At 37.9% G+C, this 9,719-nt stretch carries 5 protein-coding genes; 1 reads left to right on the forward strand and 4 read right to left on the reverse strand.

What is annotated here, in order from left to right:
- Positions 1-267: 267 nt before the first annotated feature.
- The 4 genes from ACPV3A_RS37210 to ACPV3A_RS37225 form a co-directional block, all read right to left on the reverse strand.
- Positions 268-1,638: a helix-turn-helix transcriptional regulator gene (locus tag ACPV3A_RS37210; protein WP_063477625.1), complete on the reverse strand. Its 1,371-nt coding sequence runs from the start codon at positions 1,636-1,638 to the stop codon at positions 268-270.
- A gap of 350 nt (positions 1,639-1,988) precedes the next feature.
- Positions 1,989-2,333 carry a hypothetical protein gene (locus tag ACPV3A_RS37215; RefSeq protein WP_063477624.1) on the reverse strand — a complete coding sequence of 115 codons (345 nt, stop codon included), beginning with the start codon at positions 2,331-2,333 and terminating at the stop codon, positions 1,989-1,991.
- A 143-nt stretch (positions 2,334-2,476) separates the two neighbouring features.
- Entirely contained in the window at positions 2,477-6,592 is a 4,116-nt protein-coding gene (locus tag ACPV3A_RS37220) for a DNA topoisomerase 3 (RefSeq protein WP_063477623.1), read from the reverse strand.
- 292 nt (positions 6,593-6,884) lie between these two features.
- Entirely contained in the window at positions 6,885-8,432 is a 1,548-nt protein-coding gene (locus ACPV3A_RS37225) for a hypothetical protein (RefSeq protein WP_063477622.1), read from the reverse strand.
- A gap of 574 nt (positions 8,433-9,006) precedes the next feature.
- Here ACPV3A_RS37225 and ACPV3A_RS37230 point away from each other — a divergent pair.
- Positions 9,007-9,585 (forward strand): 7-cyano-7-deazaguanine synthase, encoded by a 579-nt coding sequence (locus ACPV3A_RS37230; protein ID WP_426204926.1) that lies wholly within the window; start codon positions 9,007-9,009, stop codon positions 9,583-9,585.
- Positions 9,586-9,719: the final 134 nt, after the last annotated feature.

Raw genomic sequence — 9,719 nt, forward strand, 5'->3', positions numbered from 1 at the left:
CGGCTTCTTTCTTCGTTTCTTCGCTATATCGATTAAAGGTTTGGCCTTTCTTCGCTGACATAACAAAAATCCCCTCCGGTATCCAGTATTTGAGTTCATTGTAACATGTCCTCTTTTTTCACTGTCTACCATGAGGGGATAATACCACCAGGTCTTTGGAGGTGCCCTTTGTTCTGAATGAGGTAAATTATTTATAGCATTAAGGTCGAAAACAAAACTCATATGGTCAGTTTTTGATCACGAATTGTACATTTAGTAATAATATAGCTAGTAACGGAGACTCGGGATCAGATTTAGTAATTGGTCTAACGTACGATTACGTTCTGAATCATTAATAAAAGTCTGAAATAATGAAGAGACTTCAAAATATAAAGAATTTGATTCAGGCTCTCTTAGTTTTGCGAGTTCGAATAAGATCATGGCCTTTTCTTTAACCATTGATTGATCCAAGTAATTTAATGCAGTTGAAAGAGCATGTTCCATCTCAATAGGTTGTTTGGTCATTTTGTAAAAGATAGATGCAAGCCAATAAGTCTTATAATTTATTCTAGCAGGCATTTTATCTACGGTTTCTATACAAAAATCAATATATCTCCCTATATGATCGAATTGATTTTGTTCAAGCATAAGCTCAATCCAAGTATGTAAGTAATCAATTTGCACTACAGAATCACTGTTTAAGACGGACAAGTAATCTAATTCGAAAAACGTCCTTACTAAAGCATATTTATGGGGGTCAATTCGGTACAATGTATAAAAGCATTTATACATGTTACCAATAGAAGTAATATCTTTTATCTTTTGATAAAACCCTAATGCTTCTGAAATATAAGAAATTGCTTCCTCAGTGTCCTCTTGTATCATATACAAAATACCAAGAGAAAACCGAATTTCTGTCAAATAAACTGTATTATCGTGAGAAAGAATTTCAGCATTTTTTCCATGCATTATAGCTATGTCAGTATAGCCAACAAGCCCATATAGTAACGACATGTTGTAATATGTATTAGATCGCTGCTCTGCAGATAAGTTCTTGTCGCTAAACATGAGTGCTCGTTTTGTATAAAGTAAAGCATCTGTTATATGGTGCTTTTTAAACGAATTACATGCAAGGGCATTGAGTGCTCTCACTTTATAGTGGTTCAATAAAGTATGATGGCCATTCATGTTAGAAATAAACGAAAAGGTCTGCATTGCTTTGTCGCTTTCCCCACTAGAAATATGAAGTTCAGCTTCGATAAATAGAAGTGCTGGTTGAAGCCATTTAGATTCGGTAGAATTTAGTTTCTGTTTTAAAACATCAATGAGCTTAGGAGCTTCATTTAATAAACCAGCTGCAATAAATTGAAGTATTAAATCAATATCTCCATAATATTTTTCAATTGGTGGCTTTATTAAAGCATCGTCATTAAGAATATTGGAAATAGGAATATTCAGGGCATCTGCTATTGACTGTATATCATCTATCTGCATTTTTGAACGTTGTCCATTTTCTAAGTAGCTTATTTTTCCTGCAGATATTTTTACGTCTTGGGCTAACTTTGAGATACTAAATCCTGCTTTGTTTCTCTCGAAACGTAGATTTACACCTACTTTAATTGGGTCGAAGTCTTGAAGATCATTCGTGAATTTGTCCACAACGTTTCCCCTCTAAAAAAAAATTCCAACAGGACTTTGGCCCTATTAGAATTATTATAAACGAATCGTATGTTTTTAAGAAGAACCCTAAGTTATGGTTTAATAGAAAATATTAATCAAGACTTTACAGTTTCTCTCCTTTTTGCCCAAAAAAGAATAAGGTTAAAAATCATTATAAGAACAAAAAGAAGAGAATGTTCTGAATCCACTTATTGTATCTTTTAAAATACTGTGATGCTATTTGATACACTGTCTGACTATCACATCTACCAAGTTTCTATATTTCTTGAGGTAATAAATCCCTTCCCTGTTTCACTATCTTGATAGTAATGAAAGTTAAGAGACTCTTCCTACTCTGACTCGATACAAAGCTGTACGAATTGTTGCTGAAGTAACTCTTGCATACGAGAGGATGAGAGGCCGAGTTCCTCTCGTGCCTGTGCAGCAGCAAAAGGATGAATTTTTGAACCCACTGTTGTTTTATAAAAATTCAATGCTTGTTTGGCTTTTTTTCTTGCCGGCATACTCATGCTGATACTTGCTCTACAAAGTAAGCTTAGTTCAGCAATAGCAGTGGCTGTCTCCTCTTTAGATAATTTGTTCCATATGATATATTCCTGGCGATCCTCTATTCCGGCTATTTTCACCTTATCTTGAATTTGTGGATATGGAGAAAGATCAATTGCTTTCTTCATCATCTTGCCTCCTTTATATGACCTGAACTGTGGAATTAATAGAACAAACCTCAGTAATTATGTGGGATCGTGGTTGTTCTTCTTCATTATCTTTGAAGACTTACTGGTCACGCAAATTCAAATGAAGTTATTTAATCATTTCTTCATCTATACTTTTGTTTGATATAGTTTACAACTTTCTCAATTTCTTCGTCACTGACATAGGCAGAGACTAGACGTTGCTTAGAGCCGCCATTTGGTTTGAAGAACATATCCCCTTTACCAAGTAAATCCTCCGCACCAGACTCATCCAGGATGACAAGTGAGTCATTGCCTGCTGCAACAGCAAAAGCAATTCTTACCGGAAGGTTACTTTTGATATTAGGTGAAAGGAATTGTTTGGTTGGTCGTTGTGTAGCCACTACCATATGAATTCCGGATGCGCGTGCAAGTTGGGATAGGCGCTGGATAAAATGCTCAACGTCTCCTGCAGCTGTCATCATGAGATCAGCAAGTTCATCTATGATAAGGACGATATAAGGCATCTTTTTAGCATATGGATCCCGCTTCAATAATTGCTCATTATAAGCTTGAATGTTTCTGACTCCTGCTTTTTGGAACAGGTCATATCTTTTGTCCATCTCGTCGGTTAATTTGTTCAAAGCCCTGACTGCTTGTTGTGGATCGGTAATAATCGGTGTAAATAAGTGAGGGAGTCCGGAATAGACTATAAGTTCAACGCGCTTAGGATCTATCATGACAAACTTAAGTTCGTCCGGATCCAATCCGTAAAGCAAACTTACTATTAAAGAGTTTATCCCAACAGACTTGCCTGATCCCGTAGTCCCAGCAATTAGCACATGTGGCATATCTGCTAAATCGGCTATAACCGGCTTCCCTACCATATCGACGCCGATTGGGAAGCTAAGAGCATTACGTTTAATTAAAAAATCCCGATTTTCAAGCATACTTCTAAGGTTTACTACATACGGATTTTTGTTTGGTACTTCAATCCCTACTAAATTAGTGCCTGGAATAGGAGAGTACAGTGTTATTTTTTCTGCCTGAAGAGCTGCTTTTAAGTTATCCAAGTAACGCCTATAGTTGGAGATGTTGATTTTTAGTGTTTCTGGTAGTAGCTCATAACGAATCACTTTGGGGCCATATGAAACATTTTTTACTTTTGCAGGCATTTTAATTACTGCTGTTACATTCTCTATCCATTCAATTTCCTCCTTATTTCCTTCAACTGGTTGCTGATTGGACTGAACTCTAAGCAACGAGGTTGGCAGCTTGAGCGTTTTTGGTTCAGGTCGTTTAAACTCAATTTCCCCACCTTCTTTCAAAACCAGAGCGGCATTGAAATATTCCTCAGAGTTTCTCCGCTTGAACCCTTCCTTTATGATGGTTTCACCCTTGTTCAAAAGAGCTTGAATATCTTCCTTAGAAATCTCCACTCCTAGAATCATCTTACTGATTGTAAACTTACACTGGGTGTCTTTATAAGCGCTACATCCATAGAATTTACCCTTATCAACAACAAGAGCTGTATGGCATTTTGGACAGTGACCTAGATCATGCATATTTAATGATGGGCGCTGATAACCAGGTGTTTCACGTTGTTCAGGGCCATTATTATTCTCGCCACTCATCTGTAATGGTACTCTATTTTCATGTCCAGTGTTATAATTGGTAACTCTCGTTTCTTCCTGCATATGCAGCTTGTTGTCTTGAATGCCAGCTGAAGGAGGATATGCCCCTCTATGATCTTCATTTAGATTAGCCAAAGGTGATACAGAAGGAGTTGTTTTTTGAGATGCGACATCATCTACTCTTTTTTCAGCTTGTCCTTGTTCATACATCGCAGGCTTTCGGCTAAGCTGGGGAAATATATTTTGATCTTGTTCGAAATTTGAACTGTTTTCTCGATGCTGGGTTTGATTCTGGTTATTCACAGCGCCAGAAGGTGCTTGACTCTCTAATGCTCTTGCGTTGCTTGGAAATCGTTTTTGAAACTCTCTACTATCAATAAGAATCTGTCTTGGCTCAGATCCTCTGTATGGTCCGATAATCCCTTCTTGTTCCATTCGATCAATGAGCTTAGCACATTCGGTATATCCGCGCATTATTCGACGCTGCAGGATTGAAACCGATGCTTGCTTTGCCCGTAGTACTTCCCAGATTGCTCTAGGATACAACTCGTCATCTAGTTGAATGAAAGCCTGTGTTGATGGTATCGGAGTTGTATTTGGTTGTTGTATTGCTGATTTCTTATCTTGTGTAGTTGGCCGAGTTTGGGCGTGCACGGATTCCCTAGCCGTCATAGGAGAACTTTTCTCTATGGAAGACCGCGATCCGATCGTTGTTTTTGCACGGTCTAGTTGCTGCTGGGATGTAGGATGTGCTGGCGTTGCATTGGGAGCTTGTATGCCCATGTGCTGAACAGATATATACCCTTCTTGAACCAATTGAAGCGTCAATTTCTTAGCTTCTTCTATAAAGTCCGTATGCTTCTTGGTACCCGCTCCAACTTCCCGAAGTTTCATCTCCCATTGGCCAGTCATTTCAGCACTGGCAAGTATTGATGCTCCAATAGCTTGTATTAATGTTCTTCCTTTGGAAGTGGTATAGACCATATTTTTTTTGATTTCAATGTATTTCTGTTCCTTTAATCGACCAATCATGCCGGAGCGGGTCGCCTCGGTACCAAGACCATCAGTACTTTGTAAAATTTTTTCTAGTTCCTGATTCTCCAGACTTTTCCCAGCACCTTTCATAAGAGCAATTAAGTCGCCCTCTGTATACCGTTTGGGTGGTTTAGTTTTTCCTTCCTTAGAAGTTACAGAAGCGGCAACACCTTGTTCACCGATCGATAATACAGGAAGTGCCTGCTCAACAGGTTCAAGTTCATTCTCTTCATTCTCCCCGTGTGGGTATAGCACGCGCCGCCATCCTTCTTGAACGGTCACTTTCCCTTTTGAAATAAATGAAAATTTAGCATCTACATACGTAATGATCGTTGTGTGATCGAAGATTGCTTTGTTATAGTGAGCTGCAATTAAGGATCGAGCAATCAAATCATATACATTTCGCTCACGATCATCGAGATCCGATAAGTTTGGAACATTCTCAGTTGGAATAATGGCATAATGGTCCGATACTTTCTCCGGATTCACATACCTTTTATTCCCGATTAAGCTCTGGAGGGGTGCAGGTAAAATGGATCCATAAGGATGTAGTGCTCTCAGTTTTTCAAGAATAGATGGAAATGTTATTGCTTCATCTTCCGTTACATATTGAGAATCTGATCTAGGATAACTTACAATCCCTCTCTCATAGAGCCCTTGAACAATTTTGAGGACATCCTGGGGAGAGTACCGGTATCTTTTGTTAACCAGAGTTTGTAACGAAGACAGGTTATGCAGTAGCGGAGGATTATACTGCTTTTGTTCTTTTTTGATATCACGAATATCCACCACTTTCCCTTGACATGCCTGGACAAGATCTAGGGAAAGCTTTTGAACTGGTAGATTCACCATAGCATCTTTATACCACTGGCCTTGATATCGTTTTCCATTCACCTCAAAATCCGCAATGACTTGCCAAAAGGGTTTTGATACAAAGCTCTCTATGGCTATTTCTCTCTCCACAATAAGTGAAAGAAGCGGTGTTTGTACACGTCCTGTAGAAAAGCTACCTTCAGATACGGATCCTTTACTTTTGAGTAAAATCGTATATAAGCGGGAGGTGTTCATCCCCACTAGCCAATCAGCACAGGATCTACTGTAAGCCTCATAATAGAGATTTTTCTTCGAGGATTCAGGAAGCAAGTTGTGAAATGCATGTTCAACTGCTGTCTTCGCTAATGATGATGTCCAAAGGCGTTTAACAGGCTTCTTATTGCCTGCTTGCCGCAGAATCAATCCAGCAATAAGTTCCCCTTCTCTACCGGGGTCAGTAGCAATAATCACTTCCGATACTTTCGGATCTGTTACAAATCTTTTGATAATGCTAAATAATCCGGCTTTTGAACGGTCAACTCTATGTTTGAATTGATTCGGAATAATAGGAAGATCATGGAGATTCCATTTTTCATATTTTGAGTCATATTCCTCAGGTTCGGCTAAGCCAATTAAGTGGCCGGATGCCCACACGATTACGCCGCCCTTAGGAAAGACTGAACATGGTTTTAATTCAATATATCCTTGAGCACTTTTATGTGGGAAAGGTTTCGCTAATTCTTCTGCCTGTATCTTTTTTTCTGCGAGCACGACCTTCACATGATTGACCTCCTTATTTAAATAGAAAAACAACAAAAAAAAGCACAGCTCTCCCGTAATGATGGGAAAGAGTGCTTCTCTTATTAGGGTTATGTGATTTGTAACTATTATATCAAATAAAATGGATAAATGGCACCGTAAATGAAAAGACTCCGTCAGAAACGCTAATTTCTCATCAATCAGTTTAAGATGTATCTTGCTCTTTCATAGCCTTTCTAATCAATCTACAAAAGCAGATCAATACCAGTGAAAAAAGCCGCATAAAGTGCGGCTTCAGTGTTTATATGTTCATCTACTTCGACAAGTCTTCTTCATTGTTAAATTCAATTCCGAAACTAAAAGGATTTTGTATGGTCCCGGGTTGCTTGTTCATAAAATAAGCTAATGCGATATCTTCTGTTACCAGAAGAGCTGGTTCCACTAAACTAGTGTTTTCTACTGGTAAACAAGATTTAATCACTGGATTTCTCGTCGATTTAATACCTAGTATGCGATCAGGATTTTTTTCATCATAAAACAATTCACTGTCGAATTGTATTGTCGCGATGTATTGACCTTCAGGCAAACTAATAAGAAAGGGACATTTTATTTTGGATTGCATCAATTTCAAATCGGAAGTGTCTTCAGATCCAAGAATAAACCCAATGAAAGAGTCTTTTTGGTCTAGCAACAGGCTCTTGATGAACATGTAAGTCAATACTGTGTACATATTATTAAGTTCATTCAATTGAACATGAGGTTCCAATGAAAGTGAGTCATATATTTCAGGAAGATATCTGACAATGCCCGCTATGCGAAGAAGTTCTGGCCAGGTTTCAACAGGTATCCCATCAATAGTATCTCCCTCTTGAATTACTCTTAGTAGATTGATGAGTTCAGGATATTCAAACAAATTATCAGTATCCTTCGCAGTAAAAATCACCTCAGTAAAATGATAATATTGATTGTCTTGTCCCTTCCTTTTTCGCGATAACGTCAAGCTCATACCACTCGGATGATAGTATGATTTCTCATCTCCGAATCCCCTGATTTCGAAAATACAGGTGGCGATTTTTTTGCCGTTGCGTTTTAATTGCAACCGGCGCATATCATAGTGTAAAGGAGCTATAAGAGAAGTAAGGTCAGCTATATCGTTCAGCTGCTCCGAAACATTTTTGAATGCTCCCAGGGGTAAGGACAGTTTATTGATATCTTGTGCAAGAAAGGATTCTCGCACAATTGGAAATAATTTATGGGTTTTGTCAAAGAGATCTTCTGCTTCGTTTGCTTCCACAATGGCAACACTACCATCTTCCGTTTGATGGATTTCTAGTTTTACTTCTCCAATTAGTTTTTGAAGCCCTAACCGTGCTTTCAGCAAGCCCAATTTGTTTTGATACGATCTTTTTTTAACAATTGATAATTGTTCGATAAAATGATCTGGATCTTTGCTCATTTTTGATGGGTCTAGCCGAAAGGTTTTTTTATTGGTAATTAAACGTTGATGAAACTCGACAAGTAACTCTTTGTCAAAAAAACGATGATAAACATCTTCTTTATTGACATCAACCAAAATAAATACAAGTGGCTGAGCTGATTTCAGTGTGAATTCCATATCGGATTTTTCTAACCTGGCATACGGTTTCTGAAGTTCAGAACTTTTCACGTTAACCAAGAGAAATTCAGGAAGCATTGGCCGGACACTTCCTATCGGATTACCTCCTATCTGGCAAGAAAAATCTATACCGTAGTCGGACTCAAGCTTATTTGGAGTTAACTTAAGTGTACGCTGTGAATAGAGCCTATAAATGGTTTCTCCGAGCTCACCAATTTCCTGGCTTCTATTTTTATATTTGGTCATTTTCTCCTCCACAACAATAAATTCATATGTTCGATAATGGAATAACATATATAGCCGGTTTATATAAATTATATATTATGAACTATATCCTTTATTTCTTATATTAACAACGCTAGTACATATCCATATACTTAATATCTACGATCTTCACCCCTACTGACAATGAGGTCTTAATCCTAAATTTTATATAGATGAAGCTTGGTTCCTCCAATGCATTCTACTCTCGCGCTAGATATTATATATAGCAAAACCGACCTATTCAGTTTGTTGACTCATTTTCTCCCTACACACCTTGAAATAGACGGCAGGGAAAATCGGTTTCCGACCTTCCTTTACCCCCAATGTGAAATGAACTCAAAAAGAACATCTCATAGATAAATAAGTTCTTAAAGTCTCAGCATGTACTGTTCAATGACCAAAGCACACATCAATAATTTGGGGGGCCATATTAAACTCAAATGGAACGTGATGCGTATGCCTCAAATAATGTATTTTTCTCATTACATCCGTTTAATTTGCATGAATAATAATTCAAAAATTTACTCATATTAAGAAAAAAATGGAGTGATGTATCATGAAGAAAAAGGCAATTGTGATGGTATCAGGAGGACCTGATTCCTCTACGCTTTTGTACCATTTAAAAACGGAGTTTGAACTTGTTCCTGTTTATTTTGACTATGGTCAGAATGCATCGGATTATGAAATAGTTGCTGCGAGGAAAATTTCTGAAGAATTAAACCTTCATCTTGAGATAATTGATATCTCCTCCCTGAGAAGAACCTTTTTAGGATTAAACAGACGAGATAATATATCACTATCCATTAATGGCAATTGTCCGGTTGCATTACTTTCAATTGCAGGACTTTATGCAACAGAACGAAATATAGACACACTTTTATTAGGTGTTCACAAAGAGGATTTTCCAGAAATAAAAAACATAACCTCAACCTTAAACAAATATTCTGAAGTTTTAGAAGAATTCAATAACAAGCATGTTGAGGTATCTGCCCCTTTCATCACTAAAAAGAAGAAAGAGGTCTTTGAATTAGCAAAACAATTAAATGTTCCATTTGAGTTAACTCGTAGTTGCGAAAGAAATAGCTATATCCACTGTGGTGAGTGTAACCCGTGTAAAGAGAGGGTCTGTCAATAATTTTGTGTAAACTCTTTTAAGCACAGATTCCCCCGAGGGGGAAGTCGCGAATCTAACGCAAGTGTTGACCGACCCGGTCTGGGAAAAATACCGAAAGCTGGAGCAGCATTTGGCCCCAGTTTTGGACACGTCCA

The organism is Paenibacillus sp. Dod16 (genome assembly GCF_049893405.1).
GTDB lineage: Bacteria > Bacillota > Bacilli > Paenibacillales > Paenibacillaceae > Paenibacillus_AQ.